The sequence below is a fragment of the Fodinibius halophilus genome (genome assembly GCF_011059105.1).
Classification (GTDB): Bacteria; Bacteroidota; Rhodothermia; order Balneolales; family Balneolaceae; genus Fodinibius; species Fodinibius halophilus.
Window position 1 is genome coordinate 14,101 of the sequence record NZ_JAALLS010000030.1, and the last position, 17,100, is coordinate 31,200.

At 41.9% G+C, this 17,100-nt stretch carries 18 protein-coding genes, 1 tRNA gene and 1 pseudogene; 1 reads left to right on the plus strand and 19 read right to left on the minus strand.

Annotated elements, in window-relative coordinates:
- The 10 genes from G3569_RS16760 to G3569_RS16805 all read right to left on the minus strand — a co-directional run bounded on the left by G3569_RS16760 (position 1) and on the right by G3569_RS16805 (position 5,452).
- Entirely contained in the window at positions 1 to 150 is a 150-nt protein-coding gene (locus tag G3569_RS16760; RefSeq protein WP_165271240.1) for a hypothetical protein, read from the minus strand.
- Positions 151 to 337: 187 nt separating this feature from the next.
- Positions 338 to 1,147 carry a hypothetical protein gene (locus G3569_RS16765; protein ID WP_165271241.1) on the minus strand — a complete coding sequence of 270 codons (810 nt, stop codon included), beginning with the start codon at positions 1,145 to 1,147 and terminating at the stop codon, positions 338 to 340.
- A 2-nt stretch (positions 1,148 to 1,149) separates the two neighbouring features.
- Positions 1,150 to 1,350, minus strand: a complete 201-nt coding sequence (locus tag G3569_RS16770) for a hypothetical protein (RefSeq protein ID WP_165271242.1) — start codon at positions 1,348 to 1,350, stop codon at positions 1,150 to 1,152.
- Positions 1,347 to 1,637 (minus strand): helix-turn-helix domain-containing protein, encoded by a 291-nt coding sequence (locus G3569_RS16775; RefSeq protein ID WP_165271243.1) that lies wholly within the window; start codon positions 1,635 to 1,637, stop codon positions 1,347 to 1,349. Before G3569_RS16775 ends, G3569_RS16770 begins: the two co-directional genes overlap by 4 nt.
- Positions 1,638 to 1,748: 111 nt before the next feature.
- Positions 1,749 to 1,955, minus strand: a complete 207-nt coding sequence (locus tag G3569_RS16780; protein WP_165271244.1) for a helix-turn-helix transcriptional regulator — start codon at positions 1,953 to 1,955, stop codon at positions 1,749 to 1,751.
- Positions 1,956 to 2,111: 156 nt separating this feature from the next.
- Positions 2,112 to 2,987, minus strand: coding sequence for a hypothetical protein (locus G3569_RS16785; RefSeq protein ID WP_165271245.1), 876 nt, complete (start codon positions 2,985 to 2,987; stop codon positions 2,112 to 2,114).
- Between the two features lie 12 nt (positions 2,988 to 2,999).
- A complete protein-coding gene (locus G3569_RS16790) occupies positions 3,000 to 3,197 on the minus strand; it encodes a hypothetical protein (RefSeq protein ID WP_165271246.1) in 198 nt (65 codons plus the stop codon).
- 63 nt (positions 3,198 to 3,260) lie between these two features.
- Positions 3,261 to 3,461, minus strand: a complete 201-nt coding sequence (locus G3569_RS16795; RefSeq protein ID WP_165271247.1) for a hypothetical protein — start codon at positions 3,459 to 3,461, stop codon at positions 3,261 to 3,263.
- 2 nt (positions 3,462 to 3,463) lie between these two features.
- Positions 3,464 to 3,946 (minus strand): hypothetical protein, encoded by a 483-nt coding sequence (locus G3569_RS16800; protein WP_165271248.1) that lies wholly within the window; start codon positions 3,944 to 3,946, stop codon positions 3,464 to 3,466.
- A 228-nt stretch (positions 3,947 to 4,174) separates the two neighbouring features.
- On the minus strand, positions 4,175 to 5,452 hold the full coding sequence (locus G3569_RS16805; protein WP_165271249.1) for a tyrosine-type recombinase/integrase: 1,278 nt from the start codon (positions 5,450 to 5,452) through the stop codon (positions 4,175 to 4,177).
- 198 nt (positions 5,453 to 5,650) lie between these two features.
- Between G3569_RS16805 and G3569_RS16810 the strand changes: the two genes are divergently transcribed.
- Positions 5,651 to 5,713: transfer RNA gene (locus G3569_RS16810), tRNA-Arg, on the plus strand.
- 185 nt (positions 5,714 to 5,898) lie between these two features.
- Here G3569_RS16810 and G3569_RS16815 read toward each other — a convergent pair.
- From G3569_RS16815 to G3569_RS16850, 9 genes and pseudogenes are all read right to left on the minus strand, one after another.
- Positions 5,899 to 8,934 carry a type I restriction endonuclease subunit R gene (locus tag G3569_RS16815; protein ID WP_165271250.1) on the minus strand — a complete coding sequence of 1,012 codons (3,036 nt, stop codon included), beginning with the start codon at positions 8,932 to 8,934 and terminating at the stop codon, positions 5,899 to 5,901.
- Positions 8,935 to 8,936: 2 nt separating this feature from the next.
- A complete protein-coding gene (locus tag G3569_RS16820) occupies positions 8,937 to 9,503 on the minus strand; it encodes a SocA family protein (protein WP_165271251.1) in 567 nt (188 codons plus the stop codon).
- Positions 9,504 to 9,644: 141 nt separating this feature from the next.
- Positions 9,645 to 10,865, minus strand: coding sequence for a restriction endonuclease subunit S (locus tag G3569_RS16825; protein ID WP_165271252.1), 1,221 nt, complete (start codon positions 10,863 to 10,865; stop codon positions 9,645 to 9,647).
- Positions 10,866 to 10,868: 3 nt separating this feature from the next.
- Positions 10,869 to 11,141, minus strand: coding sequence for a hypothetical protein (locus tag G3569_RS16830; protein ID WP_165271253.1), 273 nt, complete (start codon positions 11,139 to 11,141; stop codon positions 10,869 to 10,871).
- A 172-nt stretch (positions 11,142 to 11,313) separates the two neighbouring features.
- Positions 11,314 to 12,234, minus strand: a complete 921-nt coding sequence (locus G3569_RS16835; protein WP_165271254.1) for a DUF4268 domain-containing protein — start codon at positions 12,232 to 12,234, stop codon at positions 11,314 to 11,316.
- A gap of 17 nt (positions 12,235 to 12,251) precedes the next feature.
- The gene (locus G3569_RS16840; protein ID WP_165271255.1) at positions 12,252 to 13,871 is read right to left on the minus strand and encodes an RNA-binding domain-containing protein; all 1,620 of its coding nucleotides are present in this window, start codon (positions 13,869 to 13,871) and stop codon (positions 12,252 to 12,254) included.
- Between the two features lie 3 nt (positions 13,872 to 13,874).
- Positions 13,875 to 15,914, minus strand: coding sequence for a type I restriction-modification system subunit M (locus G3569_RS16845; RefSeq protein WP_165271256.1), 2,040 nt, complete (start codon positions 15,912 to 15,914; stop codon positions 13,875 to 13,877).
- A 224-nt stretch (positions 15,915 to 16,138) separates the two neighbouring features.
- A pseudogene (locus tag G3569_RS19005) lies at positions 16,139 to 16,264 on the minus strand (nucleotidyl transferase AbiEii/AbiGii toxin family protein); the annotation flags it as partial.
- Positions 16,257 to 16,874, minus strand: a complete 618-nt coding sequence (locus G3569_RS16850) for a type IV toxin-antitoxin system AbiEi family antitoxin domain-containing protein (RefSeq protein ID WP_165271257.1) — start codon at positions 16,872 to 16,874, stop codon at positions 16,257 to 16,259. The gene G3569_RS16850 and the pseudogene G3569_RS19005, both read right to left, overlap by 8 nt.
- Positions 16,875 to 17,100: the final 226 nt, after the last annotated feature.

Genomic DNA, 17,100 nt, shown 5'->3' on the forward strand with positions numbered 1-17,100 from the left:
TTAAGATTTAGGCTTTCTGCCTGCATCAATTCTGTTTTTGTTCTTATACTTTTCAAGCGGGTTTTCTCCTGGAACTTCTTTCCAGCCTGCTTTTTTCTTGTTACGCTTTTTGTAGCGCTTCAAATAATTGGTTTCTGAATCTTTACTCATTGGCCTAAAATTTGGGGGTTATGATTAATTTTCTGCTACCATCCTGATACCAAAACCATAAAAGGAAAATATTTACTATTCTTTATTTCGTTTAATTCTTTGTCATTCATGTATTTATAACAATACCTGCATTTTATAACCTCCTGATATGATGTCAGATAATAGGGCAAATTGAAATAATTAGGGTTTAAAATGGGGTTTCCTCAACACTCAATATTTGTTCTGTAAATTCATCCCAACTGGTATCCATCCAGTCAACCTTTTGCATCTTCTCAATCAGATATTGGGCTGGGTCTTTAACATCTGATTCGCTTAACTCTTCCAACATCAAATCAACATCTTTCTGAAAGGTTAGGCTGCCAACATCAACTAAGGCTAAACCACCAATATTTTTTTTAATCGTTTCGTAAATATTCGCGTTGGTATTGCTAATGGCTTTGTTTCCGTTAATGCCTTCGTTAATGCTATTGCTATTGTTAATGTTAATGGTGGCTGGCCTGGGGCTGCCCTCCCCCTCATACTCTTCATATTCCTTATTTTCTGGGTCAGGTCTGGGGCTGCCTTGGGGCAAAGGTAAGTCAAGCTTACCCTCGGTTATTTTATCCCGGAATGATTTAATCTTTATGCAGTTCGGATACTCTGAAATGAAGCGTTCTAATAGGCCATGTTTATGAAGTAGCTTATAACATGACCTACCTAAATTGTTACCGGCCGAAAGGGTTCCCCACGTTTCCCGGACAAAGTCTTTTATCCAGATCAAACCATTATTGATAATTGTGATGTTTTCCTCATCAGCATTTACAGTATCAATAAAGGCTTGTAGGTCTATTTCTCCATCGCAATGAAAGGCTGCAAGTTTGGCGTTATGCTGGTAAACTCCAACGTTATCGCACTTGCATATCATAAACCAATAGAAAAGTTTTTCGGTCTGGGATAGCTCACTAAAAAAGGGCTTATCCCAAACATGAAGCTCAACCATTCGTCTTTTAGAATCCATTCTTAATTTCCTCTATTCGTCTTTGATATTTTCGCATTGAAATGATGTAGTATCTCCTGCCTTTCAGGTTCGCTGAAATCGGCGCTGAGCGCCTCGAAAACTTCCAGAAACGTATCAGCCCCATACTCAACGGAACTGTATAATCTGGCTAAACGCTCGGCGGTCTCGGCTGTTTTTGGGGGTTTAGTCTGTGCAGTTTTCATAAGTCGTAAACTTTGCTCTTGGTTTTAGGCGGGAATAGCTCACTTTGGGTTTCAGGCTTAAAGTACATTGGGTCTGTAGAATAGTATTTCGCCTGGTGGGAAGTTATTTCGCACGGCTTTTCCTGTACAACCGTTATTAAATTTCTCTTCTCCAGGTATGCTACATAACGGGTAAGATTGCAGCGTTGAATCCCTAACTTTTCGGCGGCCATTTTAGTTGTCATTGGCCGTTCTTTTAGGCACTCAAAAAATCGCTTAATTTGTGCTTTCTTTGTGGAATCCTTCATTGTCTTTTCCTCCTCTTGTTTTCAGGTGTGCAATTTTGAGGCCTAAGACTTACCTTTACAGTAGTCTTTTCCTCTTCGGGGTTGCGCTGTTCATTGCAGCGTACCCCTTTTTTATTGCACGGGGGTTAGATTGGATTCTCTCTTTTCTTCGGTATTCCGATCCATCCATTCTATAACTTCGGATTCACGAAAACCAACGGCCTGTTTAGAAATCTGAACCTTTCTGGGAAAATCAGGCTCTTTCATTCTGTCGTATAGAGTCGAAAGGCTAATTCCTAAGTTTTCGGCAAGTGTTTTGGGGCGAATTAATTTTTCCATAATTACTAACGGTTATTAAGGGTTTCGGTTCTTTGTTGACCGTTAGTAACTTATGGGATCTCCAAACTTTAATTGTCCAATCAGAGTTGGAATCGAATTGGAATAGCTTGGAATTTCTAATACCTCTAAAAAGTCTGTGCGAAAAAGGTAGCGTATTTATTTTTTTAGCTTTCTTAATTCTTTTTCCAGCTTCTTAGCCCAATCAAAAAAGGTGCTTTTTTTTCCTTGTCCTATTATTTCGGCTATACCCTCTACGTGCTGATCTCCATTAAAAAGAGTGTTCTTATTCTTGTTTGGATAATCATCTTTCAGGGATAGATATTCATTTAAAACTTTACGGCATTTCTTTTTCAATCGAACTGTTTCTACCACTCTTCTTATTGCCTCTTCTTTCAGATACCCTTCATCATTTCCGGCGCGCGCCGTTGCATCATTCCAATGCTCTTTAAAATCGGGATCATCAAGAGCAATATTATTATAGCAATCTCTGATTATTTGCTGCTTCTCTTGTAGTTCGAACCAATCTGCACGGTGTCGGTTTAGCTGATAAACTTCATTCTCCAATAAACTGCTTTCAGTCTCAATATCTAAGATGCTTAAATCAATATCCCATAACCCACAAAAACCGTTTCCAGTACCGGGATACCCTTCACCTTCACGGCATGCAGCTAACAGCCATAGTATAATTTCATCTTTTAAAGCGTTGGCTTTGCTCTTAGATAGATATTTGTTTGCTAATCGGATTGATTCGGCTGCAAGCCTGTAAATTTCCTGCTCTTTTTTATCAATTTGAGCAGTAATAATACGCTGTTTTTCTTTGAGTTCCGTTAAGGGATTTTGGGAATAGTCTTTATAAAATTTAATCCTTCGATTCTGGTATTCATTGTCATAATGATATTTCCCGTAGCTAACAGGATATTCCCCTTCAACCGTGCGATTATCGAATCTGTTTTTTACTAACTCTGGCAACTCTGATAAAATAGATTCGTATTCTTTTTGCTCTTTTTCGTAAGTGCTTTCCTCTTCACTCATTGCCCTGCCTGGTTAGTTTATTTGATTGATTTTAATTGTTAGCAGATCGGCCGGGATTCCAATTTCTCCAGCCTCAAACAAGGTTTCCAGATGATATTTCATGTTCTTTCTGTACCGGGCTGTATCTTCGGATAGCAGCCGTTGTAATTTCTGATAAATCATTTCCCTTAGTTCGGGATCGGAATAGTTGCTTAAGTTTGAATCTTCCATTGTGGATAGCCTTTTAGGTTAATGGTAAACCCCGGCGCGCCGGCCGGGGCTGTGAATGATTAATTAGTTATTACTTTCAAATAGTCGCTCATTCATTTCGCAGATTAGCGTATCAGCTTCATCAAAGGCATATCTAATGCCTGGGGAACATTGATAATGTTCAAGAACTCCATCTATGCAAAGGCCAAGGATTTCTAATTTTTGCCTTACCTCTTCGCATAAATCATAATTATCCATCTCTTTTACTTTCTCTGGATCTATCATAATTATTGCCCTCCCTGTAGTTCTTTGATGTCGTTTTCATATCCCTGGATACGCTCAAAAAGATCTCTGTTAATCCATTTTTGCAGCTCATTCCTATCTACCTTCAGCTGCCTTGCCCTATCACTAAGAGCGCTTTTATCAACATGGGTTCCACGTGCAAATAGGTTTAGCGTTTCCATAGTATGATTGAGCGTATAGATATGATCTAAGAGCCAACAAATAGCATCAACGTTCATAAAGTTAATAGCACGTTCCAGAGAGTAGCTTTTGTTTTTAAGCTCCGATTGACTCAAAATGATAGCTACCTCCAGCTTGCTGAAAACAGATGTAGAATATAGTTGATCATCTTCTGTCAGAGCCGGTACAACCTCTTCGATAAGATAGTCGTTAAAGTCGCTTTCCGGATAGGCTTCGGAAAGTTCCTTTAACTCGGTTATGAAGTTATCAAGTGCTTTCTGTAGGTTGGTTTTTTCTGTATCTTTCATATTAGTAATCCTTTATTTAGGGTTAAGAAAGCCTCGGTTAATCTTCGCGGATACGGCCGGGGCTTTCGTTATTTGTATCAATCATAGTGTAAATAATCGGCGTTTACAAAGAATTGAGCCGTATTTTTACAAAAAAGACTCAAAACCGTGATATAGTGAATTTTGCTCTTACCAGCGTACCGAATAGTTGTCTATTTAATATTTTGATGCTCGAAAAATGAAAAGTCATTAAGCAATTTTAGTGATATTGGCCTCGGAATCTTCCAAAATCTGATTGAGTTTATAGCTCCAGCGTTGCAATGCTTCTTGCTTTTGCTCTAAGTAGCTGGCGCGGTTATACCGGGCTGTTATCGTATTTTCCTTAGCTAATCCTTTATGATTCAAAACCTTGCCTATAATCATGGGGCTTATCCCTGAATCTGCCATGTAGGTAGCAACCGTGCGCCGTAAATCATGGGGTCGAAAATCAGATATCCCATTGTCCTTATCCTCTTTGATTTTCTTAGTTGAAGCCTTTATCCATTTGATAGGCTCGTTATTCTTTCGGGGTGAACAAAAAACATAGTCGGTTTCTCCTGTTATCGGTCGCATGGTTTCAATAACCTGTAAAGCTGAATCTGATAACGGTACATCATGGGCTTTTTTATTCTTAGCATCTTCGGCCGGGATTGTCCAAACCATACCCTCAAAATCATCCTTTTTCACTTTCTGAATATCATCCCATTTCATATTCATGGTTTCGGTTTTCCGTTGCCCTGCTATTAGCAGCATTTTAAAAACCGATTGTACGGGCTGGTCGAATTGCTCAAACCATTCCCAAAGGGTTCTAATCTCTTCATCTTCATAATACCGATCGCGCTTATTTTCTCCAGTCTTATAACGGCGCGTATCATCAACAGGATTATCCTTTAAATCTATTTCGGGATCGGTTCTACCATAATCAAACATGGAAGATAGAACGGCGCGTATCCGATTAGCCATTGTGGGATAACCCTCTTTCTTTTTACGGCTCAATATTTTGCTTAACCGTGCAGCTTTTATCTCATTTACTTTTAATCCTTTCAGCTTAGGTTCCAGCTCTTTTTTAATGATTCGTTTATACTCTTCACGGGTTGCCTCTCTTAATGTTGGTAGGTGGTGTTTTTTGTACTCACTAACCAACTTTTCAAAAAGCGTTTTTTTCGGCTGGTGTTTTCGCTTATTCTTTTCGGCCTGGGGGTCGAATCCGTTATTTACCTTATTAGCTAAATCCTCTGCCTCTTTTCTGGCTTCGGAAAGTTTGATATTGGGATAGCTGCCAATCTTATAGCTTTTGGCCTTTTCGTTAAACCAATACCGATAATAGAAATAAACGCTCCCGGCCTTGGTTAATCGAATGAATAATCCCTTAACCCCTTTGGCTTTCAGCTTGTTGTTTTCGATACGGTGTTGATCATAATATTCAACACGCTTTCCCTGTGGCTCTAAGTTTCGAATAAATTGAGCTGTTAAATGTTTTTTTGGCATAACGTCTAAAATTTAATTAACCCTAAGCTACCTGAGTCTTTATCAGGTGTGCTATCATTTTTAATTCTGGTATCAGGCTGGTATCAGGATTTTGCCCGAACCATTAACAATAGTTCGTAACCGTTCGGTATTAAAGTACCCACTAATCATATGATATTCAATGATTTAGCACAAAAGTAAATAAGAGTTCGGAAACGTGCGGAAAGGTGTATTCCCTGATTACGGATCAGGAGGCTAGGGGTTCGAATCCTCTCAGGCGTACTCTCTGATAAGCCCTTGACTCGGAAAGAGTTACGGGCTTTTTTGTTTGCTTAAAATGGGTAGTCTTTTGAGGCTACTAAACTCTTCTGGGAACGCTCTGGGCTTATTGAAGCGATTTTCGCCCCAAATGCAGACCCTCAACTGTTTTGGCAACAAACCGAATAAAAGTCTCATAACTTTCTATTTTACGTACTCTTCTCCTGCATCCAGCTCTGAAAATCGTTGAATAGCATGTGCACCAAGGCTTCCCGGAAGTCGTCGTCATCGTTAAACTTTTTATAGAAGCCGAAGTGCTCGTCGATCATCTCACGGGCATGCTCTCTGGCCTTATCCTCGAAGGTGATCTTCGCATTCTCTTTGGTGTTGGCTTCGGCGCTTTTCTGTACGGCCTCATCTTTATAAAGACGATCACGGAATGCGGTAAACACCTTATCATCTTCGCTAAAGTCGGTGCCGTAACGATCGTTAATGACGCGTATAATTTCAGACAGGGATTCTTCTGCTTCCCCGCCACCGGACGTTTCTCCATCCAGTTGACTTGATTTAAGCTCTCCACCGCCACGCTTAAGGTCAATTTGTCCTTTATACATACGCTGTATGCGGTAGGAATCCATATCTACCTCCTGGAGGACTTCACGCGGTAGTTTGGATTCGTCGAGGGAGATCAGGCGGAGCAGGTATTTGCCAAAGGCGTAGAACTTCTCCATAGGCACGTCATCAAAGGGAAGAATTTGCGACAAGAAGGAATAGGTGCGGACGTATTTACGAAGTTTGCGATAAAAGTCACGCTGCTCATCGTCTCCCAGCTCGTTAAATCGGTCGGCCACCGGCTCCAGGATGGAATATAGTTTTGTCTGCTTCACATTGTTAGCAAAGTAGTGCTCGGCAAATTGGTCGATATCCAGATCGCTATACAAGCGATATTCCTCCAGATCTTCCATCAGGTTATAAAGCACGTCCTGATCGGTACCTTCGCTCAAAAAGGTTTTCTCATAGTAGTTGCTGAAGGCGTTTTTGATATCCTGGGCTTCGTTGGCAAAGTCCAGTACCATCGTTTCCTGCTTCTGGGGATGCGTGCGGTTAAGCCGACTCAAGGTCTGTACAGCATTGACTCCGCCCAACTTTTTATCCACGTACATGGTGTGTAGCAAGGGCTGATCGAAACCAGTCTGAAACTTATTGGCAACAACCATAAAACGGTAATCCCGCTGTTTGAACTGCTCTTTCGTCTGCGCTTGTGGGATGCCGTTCATTCCGCTTTCGGTATACTCTTTGCCGGTTTCGGGATCTTTGACCGTGCCCGAAAAGGCGGTCAGCACTTTGTAGGGCATATTTTCGCTCTTTACCAGCTTCTTAATAGCTAAGCCGAATCGTACGGCGTGCAGGCGCGATCGCGTGACAACCATCGCTTTGGCCTTCCCCTTGATCGCATGCGATACAAACTGATGAAAATGATCGACAATAATCTTGGCCTTTTCATTGATGGCGTGCTCGTGCAGGCTTACAAACTTCTTTAGCATAGCCGAAGCTTTGCCTTGATCATACTTGGGATCATCCTCAATGGCCTTAAGCAGCTTAAAGTAACTGTTGTAGGTGGTATAGTTTTCGAGCACATCCAGAATAAAGCCTTCCTCGATAGCCTGACGCATGGTGTACAGGCTAAAGGGCTCGTAACTACCATCAGGCTGCTCAGTGCCGAATAACTCCAACGTTTTCTCTTTAGGCGTAGCCGTAAAAGCAAAATAGCTTACATTAGGCAGTTGTCCGCGACTCTGAATCAGCTTTTCGATATGATCGGTTACATCCTCTTCTTCTACATCATCGGTTTTCTCCGCATCCTCAAAGGAGGTTGGCGAAAGCACCTCATTCATCTGGCGTGTCGTGGCTCCTGCCATGGAGGAGTGGGCCTCATCGATAAGGACGGCAAAATTTTCGCCTTTATAATCTTTCATCGCCTCGGTGATATACGGAAACTTCTGTAGGGTAGTGGTAATAATCTTTTTGCCCGCCCGAAGCGCCTTTTTGAGATCTTCTGAGGTATCATCATCCCCGATTGCTTCTACTACGCCCGGCACTTTCTGAAACTCCAGGACGATATCCCGAAGTTGCTTGTCCAACACGCGGCGGTCGGTAATGACAATAATGGTATCAAACACTTTGTTATCGGTGGCATCGTGCAGAGAGGATAGCTGATGCCCCAGCCAGGCAATGGTATTGCTTTTGCCACTGCCCGCGCTGTGCTGCACCAGATACCGCTGACCGGTGCCATGCTCTTTGGCGTGGTTAACCATCCGCCGAACCGCCTTAAGCTGATGGTACCGGGGAAAGAACAGCTTCTCCTTGGTCTTCTCTTTGCCAGTCTTGGGGTTGGTTTCTTTTTCTTCCATGGAGTGGACAAAGTGCTGGATGAGATTGAGCACGCTGTCTTTACTCCAGATCTTCTCCCACAGGTAGGAGGTTGCATACTTGTCTTCATCGCCCATGGGCGTTGGATTTCCGGCTCCGCTTTGCTTTCCTTTGTTAAAGGGCAAAAAGTAGCTTTTGGACCCCTCCAGCTTAGTGGTGTAATAGACTTCCATCGGATCTACGGCGAAATGCCCCAAACAACGCTTGAACTGAAAGATCGGTTCTCTCGGGTCGCGGTCGCGTTTATACTGGGCAACCGCATCACCTACATCCTGATTATTTAATTTATTCTTAAGCTCGGCCGTAAAAATAGGCAGTCCGTTGAGGAAGATACCAAGATCAAGGCTGTTTTCGTTGTCTTCGCTGTACTTGAGCTGACGGACTACTGAAAAGAAATTGGCCTTGTATTTTTTCTGTAGCTCGGGATTCAGGCCTGTATTGGGACGAAAGTAGGTGAGCCTGAAGCGACAGCCTGAGAGTTTAAGCTCATTACGAAGCACATAGACGGTACCTTTCCTATTTACCCGGTTCTTTACACGCTTAAGTAATTTGTCTTCGGCATCATCACCTTCCAGTTTCTTTAGCTCACGCCACTGCTTAGGCTGGGTGGCTTTAATAAAATCAATCAGATCATCGGGAATCAGGCAGAGCGATTTGTCATATTCCTTGGTAGTTCGCTGGTGGTACCCGCCGGGATGACCCGCTACGGTATATTCTTCACCTTCGTCCAATACGCGATCACCCTCAGGCTGCTCTTGCAGCAGGACGTTTTCGATATCTTCCTCTAAGTATTGCTCTCTGATCTGTTGACTCATATTTAAGCTGCTTCTTTAGTTGATTTGCCAAAGCCAGTTGGGACAAGTCCTTTTTCCTTAATCCATCGATAAGCAGATCTCCAACGTTCCTCGGATATTTTCTTTTTATTGGGATGCCAGTTATTCAGTATCTCATCTAAGACTTCATCCTCACTCGGTTCCTTCCCCTCAATTAAAAGATCGTTGTAAGCGGCATAGACCGTTGCAATAATTTCTGCCTGAGTAGAATTAGCATCATTAAAGATGCTCAATATTTGTTCTATTTCATCATCAAGCTCACCCCAACTATTCTTAAAATAATGACTCTTTTCGTAGGCCATTTGGGTTGGGGTATATACTTTCTGATCATAATTTTTACTCTCTTCTGATTCAATATTTATCCACCCATCTTTTTTCAGATTATATTCAACCGAATTGATCAGTTGATTATCAAAAGGGCCGTGGTCCCACCGCTTGTAATTACTATTAAATCCCTTTACTCGAAGATGGTATTCAATCAAGAAGAGAATTTTTACCAACATAATGCGTCCGAAATGCTGGTTATCTTGCATGCGCTTTATAATCTCCATAGCTAAAACAAACTTATCCCAACCTGAAATCTCTTTCCTCGACTCTTTTGTTTTCGTATGAACCTCGGTTGCTCGAACATCAATCTTACCCGTTACCGCTGCCGATATGAGAGATTGGCGGTATTCTTTGAGTTTTTCTATTTAATTTTCAATACCTGGCGATAAAGAAAAGATGTTTTTCTCATATTCCCGAACTTGCTTTACAATTTCCTTCTGCTCCGCTAACGAAGGAAGAGATACCAGAAGAGAGCCAACCTGTGAAAAATTTAGCCCCTCACGAGAGGTCCCATTCTCAAAAGCAAATATCTGATTTTGGATAATGTCAGAGGAGACAACGAGATGAAGATAATCAGGACTAATATTTTCTTTTCTTGGTCTTAAAATACAAACATGCTGATTGAGATTAGCTTTAGGAAAATCTTCGGGAACTAAAGAAGCTCTTCCTATTGAAGCACCCGTAATATTCAGTAGAACATCTTTTGGCTTTATAGCTGTTGATATCATATCCTCATGAATCTCTTCATCGATATAGACTACATCATCCAACCTTAGACCATCGAAATGAATATTCTGGCTTCTTAAAAAAGGAATTCCATCATCTTTATATACTTCAGAACCACCACGTGGCGTTTTCCCACTACCAATCTTAGATACTAACCATTTTACTTTTGTTACCTCCCATTCCTCCGGAATTTCTCCCAGCCACTCAATACCCGAATCCTTCATCGGCACATCGGGGTCAAGTCCTTTGGTGACGGCCTGGGTGATGAGCGCCTGCCGTTTCTCTTTCAGCCGCTCAATGAGCTGCTCTTTCTTTTGGATGAGCCCGTCAATGGCTTCGGTCTTGCGGTCGAGGAAGGCGGCTATGGAACGTTGTTCGGGGAGGAGTGGTAATATTAAACTTAAATTTTTTACATCCTCAGAAGAAACTGATTCAAAGGTTGATCCAGTAGAAATTGCTTTTAATTCTCTTCTTGCAATATGCAGATAGTGCCATAAAAAATTAGAATCAACATCTTTTGGTGATATTGAACAAAGACCTCTCCCTATACAATATTCCTTATCAGCGATATTTATTTCTCCAACCGGTGCGCGAACTGAAAATAAAAAATCCCCCTTTTGACAAAATTTATTTCCATTATCAGTAAATGACTCTGTTTGAGGATATTTATTGGTAAAATCTGCATTTCCTTGTAGAAAAGCCGTTCCTATACCTTTCTTGTTATAACCATCAGAGGGTGGAGATTGTCCCATATTGACCGTGGTCTGGAACTTTAATTTTGTCGTATCCCAACCTTCAGGGATATCTCCGATCCAGTCAACATCTGTCTCTTTTAATTCTTCCGGTTTTCGGTAGCGCATGCTCTAAAAATTTAATCTAAATTCCTTTTCTTGTCTTCCGTTACCATCTTCAAAATTGGCTACTACATCAATTACTGAACCTTGATCTTTAGTATTACTCACTCTTTTTTCAAGGTTTTGTCCAGGTTGAATCTGGTTTATTGATTCTAAATCGAACAACATTCTATCATATTCATGGGGAGCCTGACCATTGATTCTAAAAGAAAAGTCAGTAGCTTTTGCGGGACCTTTGTTAATAATTCGAAAAATGTATTTTCCCGTAGCAACTTTCTCCAATTCAATATTTAAGTCAGCTTCACGTAATTGTTTTTGGTTCCTTTCTTCCCGTTTTTCCTCCAGTTTTACGACGCGACTCTGGAGTTCATTACTTTTCCGCCCTGTCTGTAACTGTATATGGCAACTGCGATAGAAACAACAAGTGCGACAGCCGATATGACAATTTCAGGGCTCATGCTCCAAAGAATTCATGAAATTTTTCTGCCTTTTCTTTCAACCATTGGAAATATTCATCCCACCTATCTTCATGTTCTATATTCCCAGTTCGTACTACCCTAATTCTACAAGCTTTTTTATCGGGGAGAGGTAGCCAAACTAGTTTTTCATCTAACTCTTTTTCAACTTCTTCTTTCCGTTCATAATAGTTTTTATAATACTCTTGATCATCGGGTATATACAAAGTGCATCTAATTTCTTGCTTATAGGTATTAAGGGTTAAAGAAATTCGCGCATTAGAGCGGCCAATACTAATATTATACCACTGTTTAGGCCTAACCTTTCGCCCTAATCGTAATGTTGAATTTTTCTCATTACAGTATTGAACAAACTGTTTCCAAAATTCAAATTGCAACAACTTTGTATCTGTCAGTTCTTTCGTTTGATTCTGCTCCCTTAGAGTTTTTGTCCATTCATTTGGCATTACTATTGTGTTCATCTTAACCGCCGGCTTTGACTCATCAATTTGCCAAAGTTCCAGCCTTATCAAGAAAAAATTGATCTGATTATTCGTATAATCATTTAACCACTCCATCGCCTGACGATGTTCTTCATTAGCTTGCCTAACAATCCAGACTACATACTTTGCATCATGACCAGAAGCATATGTAACCAATTTTCCCAAATGATCATGATCAGTTTGTTCTAATTGATTCTCAACAATTACTTTTTGGCCAGTATCTTGCTCCTCAGCCAAGATATCTACGCTGTAGCGTCCAGTTCTTGCTTCTGATTTAATTGGGGCTAATTCTATTCCTATTTCATCGGACAACATTTTAAGGTTTTCTGGTTTTACCAGCCATTTAGTAAAATTTAATGCTTCGTGCTCCCATCCCTTTCTAAGATCAACTTGCTGTAAGTTTCCGAATGTACTCATAATAAGCTATGTAGTAATTATTCTATTTTATGCTTCACGCCATTAAATAACTCTTCGCCTTTCTCTGAAAGCCGGTACTTCTGTTTGCTGCTACGTGGTTTCTGAGGTATCGTGAACTCTACGAAATCTTCTTCCATCAAGCCATTCAGGTAATTTTCCCTGAATCGGGTCCGGTTACTTTCGCCAACCCACTCCATTAAATCCGTAAGAGGTGAAGCCCCTTCTTGAGCCAAATTCTTTATAATCAAGGCTCCTTCTTCACTTGGGACAGACTTAGGACAGACTTGGGACAAGGTTGTCCCAAGTTCATTTAATAATATCTCTTGCTGTTCTGCATATTCGCTCCTTGAGGGGAAGTCTTCATCATTCATTAAAGCCCAAGCTTCTCCCTGCAGGCTGTAATGGATGGGAAGCGTAGCTAAAAAGTAATTCCGTTGTTCATCGGTCTCAAAGGTCGGTTCAGGAGAGCCGTTTTGTTTCATAGCCTTATAAATTTTAGGGAATCCGGTCGAACGCCCTTCAGTCAATTGCAGCTCTTTCAAAAAATCTCCAATTCGCCGATTGCGATAGTCACGGGCTATGATGCGCTCCTTCTGCAGCATTTCATTATCCACCGGTGGCAGCGGGCCTGGATAACTGACCACCTCAATCTTATCCAGTCGTACATTTACTTCGATGGTATTGTGAAGCTCATAACTTCGATGATAAACGGCATTAGCCAACACTTCTTCAATGGCAGCATAGGGATAATTGTAAAAACGATTGGCCTGCGCTTGTCCTTTAACCTTTGCCACTTCTTCCCGAATAACATTGGTCTGAAGATATTCCAGAGCGCGAATTAATTGTTTATGAATAGGGCCGGTAAAGATCTTTTCAGAAAACCGATCACCCACATCATCCTGGTAGATTATGACCTCGATCTTTGCACCAGGAAAGAATTGCTCCGGTTCATCATTAAACAGCAGGAGTCCTGCATTGACAGGTTTTAAATTTTCAATCGGACCCTTCACAATCTGCATTTGCCGACAGAGTTCAGAAAAAGGGATATCATCAGCCTGTTCAAACAATGGGCTGTCGATCTCTTGCAGAAATTCTTTGATAAGCGACAGTTTTAGATCTTTAAGTGAGGCCTCATGGTTAATCCGGTCATCAAATGGAATCTTAGCGGCCAGCTCATGAAGTTTTTGCTCCTCCTGATCATTCGCCTGGACCGTAGAATTGTATCTACGAATCCAATGCGCTTGACCTCTGGTTTTATCCGATAGGGATACGGGAGCCTTGTACGGGCGATTATCTCCACCAGGACAATAGAGCACAAACACATATTTTCCCTGAACTTCTGCTGGCTCCGAAACAGCAAAATAAGTTGGCTGAATTCTGTTGCTAAGCTCCACCAGCTTCTTTTGGATGGCATCTAACTGATTCTTCTTCAATCCCGTTGGTGGCAGTATAGGATTGCCATCCTCTTCTTCAACGCCAATAACAATATACCCGCCACCAAGATTATTGATGTCATTGGAAAAGGCACACATCGTATGAATCACATCTTCGGGATTCCATCCCTTTTTAAACTCGATGCGCTCGGTTTCTACAACTGTGCCCTTAATAAGCTTTTCTATGTTAACCGGTAATGCCATTAATCAGTCTATAACCTCTTTCATTAAGTCCTGAATCTGCTCTTCAAGCGTTTTAATCTCATCTTCGATCTCATCCAGCGGACGAGGTGGCTCGTACTCGTAGAAGTGTCGCGTAAACGGGATTTCATAGCCTACACGTCCCACTTCGCCATCCTTTTCATCGGTATAGTCCTCATCGATCCAGGCTTCCGGTACGTGTGGTTTCACCTCCCGCTCGAAGTACTCAAACACATCTTCATCCAGCGGCACATTTTCGTAATCACGAAGGTCGGTATCCGACTCTGGATTCCCCTTCTTGTCCTTTACGATATCGGCTTCCTCATCCTTTTCACCGATAGCTCGCTCGATGGCATTCAGCAAGCTTTTCTTGGGCTTGTAATCGTGCTCAGCAAATCGCTCTTTCAGTCGCTTAAAGAAATTGCGGCTGTTGGTGAATTTCTCGTCACTCATGGAGTGCAATACATCCAGAATAAATTGCTGCTCCTTTTTGCCTTCTTCAATCTCTTTCTGCTTTTCCTCTTTGTCTTTCTTGCGACTCTTGGCAAAATTCTGATAGACACGTTCTTCTTTAAGACGTTCGATACGCTCGGGGATAGCGTGATAGTTCAATCGTAACGGCTGTTCGATTCGGACCTTGCGATAGCCGAACTCTTCATTCTCAAAAATCTTCACCTTGTCGCCCTGCTCGAAATCGCTATAAAGCTGCGTAATTTGCTTTAGCTGTTCATCGGATATTCTCCGGCGCTTATCTCCTAAACTCTTACGCATCGGCTCCCAGATGTCCGAAGCATCAATAAGCTGGACTTTCCCCTTGCGCTCTGGTGTCTTCTTATTACTCAAAATCCACACATAGGTAGCAATGCCTGTATTATAGAAAAGCTGTTCAGGTAGAGCTACGATAGCCTCCAGCCAGTCATTTTCCAACATCCATCGGCGGATTTCACTTTCTCCGCTCCCAGCATCACCGGTGAATAGTGGAGATCCGTTATGAACCACGGCAATACGGCTGCCACCTTTACCATCTTCGAAAGGGGCTTTGTGAGATAGCATGTCCTGGGTAAAGAGCAGCTGTCCATCATTGCTGCGCGGTGTCCCCGCTCCAAATCTTCCCGCATAGCCACGATCGGCCTCATCCTCTACTTCTTTCTTGTCCCGCTTCCAATCCTTGCCATAGGGCGGATTAGCCAGCATGTAATTAAAAGTTTCTCCACTATGCTTGGGATTGGAAAGCGTGCTACCCTGCAAAATGTTTTCGGCATCTTTACCGTCCTCGGTTTTTAGAAAGAAGTCACTCTTGCTAACCGCATAAGTCTCTGGATTCAATTCCATCCCGAAAACACGCACATCCGCATCAGGATTGATCTCTTGGATCTTGTCTTTCGTAATACTCAGCATTCCACCGGTTCCACATGCAGGGTCATATACTTTGACAATGATGCCTTCTTTTTGGAGCTCGTCCATATCAGGCTCCAATACAATATTAGCCATCAGATGGATAACCTCACGCGGGGTAAAGTGCTCACCAGGATTTTCGTTGGTCGCCTCGTTAAACTTTCGGATCAGCTCTTCAAAGATGTAGCCCATCTCCATATTGTTCACCGTATCAGGATGCAGGTCAATTTCATTAAAACGCTGCATAACCTGATAGAGCAAACCCTGATCGTCAAGTTTTCGGATGGTGTTATCAAAATCGAAGTTGTAGAGCACCTCTCGCATATTATCCGAAAAGCCGTTGATATACCGGCGCAGGTTATCGGCAATATGTTCGTGATCAGCCAGCAGGCGTTCGAAATCATACTTGCTGGTATTATAGAAAGCATAGCCCGAAGCCTGCCGAAGCAAATCATCCATATCCTCCAGCTTGTCCTTGTATTTGTTATAGGTGGTAAGGACTTCTTCTTTATTGGGCTGCAGTACGCTATCTACGCGACGAAGCACGGTGAAAGGGAGGATAACATCCTGATATTTCCCGCGCTTAAAACTGTCCCGGATAAGGTTTGCTACCTCCCAGATGAAATTTGCGCGTTCCCGAAAGTTGGTCATGAAGTGATTCGAATTGGTTAGCTGTTACCCAATGATATAAATTGCACATTCCTGCATACAAATAAACAGCTTCAAGCTAACAATAGAAAGGAGTATAATTCTAAATTTATGATTTCTTATCTAAATTACCATCTTCCTCTATTGTTTTAAACTATCGCCATCTATTTACAATGAATTGTATTCATCAATAGCTAAGAAATTGTAATTTCAGTTTAATTACCGCTTCTGAGAAGAAACTTCTCCATGGCATAGTACTGTAACAGCTCATTGAATGGCCGTTTCGTTTCCCGGGCTTTATTAAGCAATCGTTGATGAACGGAATCGATGGTCCTCTGGCTTGGCTTATCCATGAGCTATGGCCTCCAGGTATGGTTTAATCACAGACTTTTGGCGACAAATTTCGGCATACGTTAGGATATCGCTGTAACTTGCCTTCCCCTGCTTAATGCCCTCTTCGAGTGCTTCCATGGCAATATCGAGTCCAATCTTATTTCTAAACTTAAAACAATCAGCAATGGTCTTGGCCGGATTATACACCTGTACCTCTACCCCGTCAATTTCGTGATTTTCTATTCCTTCGGTCAGGCTGTCCCCTGAGAAGCGGTAGGTTTTTATGGGGGGATAGTCCAGCTTGGGATCCCGGTTGGTCCTGGGGATCGCGATATGAACGGCATGCGGAATTTCTGTGGTCATCTCATGAAAGTCCAGTGCTGATATCAGGCATACCTTCGACTTGGCCACTTTCTTGGCAACGATGGCAAGATCTGGATTGGAAAGCAGATCCGTATCTGTAAGTTTATAGACCCCACGCTCAATCTTGTCTACATACCCTTCTTCAAGCATCTTATAGAGCGTTCTGTTATGAATACCAAGCCCTTCTGTTTCTGAAGTTCTCAGTATTCTCCCATGCTTCTTAAATAGGCTTATCGCCTCATCAATTTTTTTCTTGGAAACATACATATGGATAGTTTTGCATACATTTATTTTTAAGTGTATGCGTTTTTATCCACATAGTCAATTATCGTTAGGATCTGATTTTATAGCATTTCGAGTTAAGTTGACAGCAAAAAGATACCAATGGAAAGTTTCCTGGTTTAATATTTCCGGGATTAGTCCATAAAACATTGACTAATCTCTAATTTTTTAAACTACATGAACTTGCTACATTTTGGTGGACACCCAGTTA